The 681-nt window shown below is 41.9% G+C and carries 1 protein-coding gene; it reads right to left on the reverse strand.

Annotated features, from left to right (window positions below; genetic code table 11):
• Positions 1-363: 363 nt before the first annotated feature.
• Positions 364-681 (reverse strand): diguanylate cyclase domain-containing protein (locus M6F29_RS11995; RefSeq protein ID WP_298160235.1); only part of this gene is annotated, 318 nt, incomplete at its 5' end.

Here is a 681-nt window from a genome sequence, read left to right on the forward strand (position 1 = left end):
AGAATGAATATGACTAATTATCTCATCAATTCAAACGGTTGTATATGTTTTTAAGGGTTTGGAACACGGATTCAGGTGAAAGTAAATCATGGGGTTGTATTCTTTGTTCAAAATTACCTAATTTAACCATGATGTTTCCCAAAAATGTTAGGGATAAAGTTTTAAAGTCGCCTTTCAGGGATCCGTAAATCCCCCGCCTTCAGGCGGTAGGGTTTGATCTTCGTTCCAGCATAACGAATCCATGAAAAATGAGTTCGTTTTTGATTTTGACTTCAGTCGGCCTTGTGCCGACCAAATCGGCTTGAGCCGTAATTCGAAGCCCTCGCCTTTAGGCGAGGGTGGTTCACTCAATATGAGGCATATTTATAGCCCCGGTTCAAATTCAAAGTGCAACGATGGCGGTTTAATGTAACGACAGCAGTTCTTTCCACTTTGTTTGGCCAAATACATTGCAGTATCGGCAATTTTTACCAACTGCTCTGCTGTTTCTCCGTGGTCTGGATAGATAGCGATACCAATGCTGGAACTTACCGTGTAATTTTTTCCACAATTGATTGAAAATGGACGAGCTATTTCATCAATAATTTTTCTAGCCACGCGGTCTTTGCTGCTCGTTGTTTGCGCATTACAGAGAATCACCGTAAACTCATCACCACCTATGCGCGCTACCGTATCCGATTC

Source organism: Ferrovum sp. (assembly GCF_027317285.1).
Lineage (GTDB): Bacteria > Pseudomonadota > Gammaproteobacteria > Burkholderiales > Ferrovaceae > Ferrovum.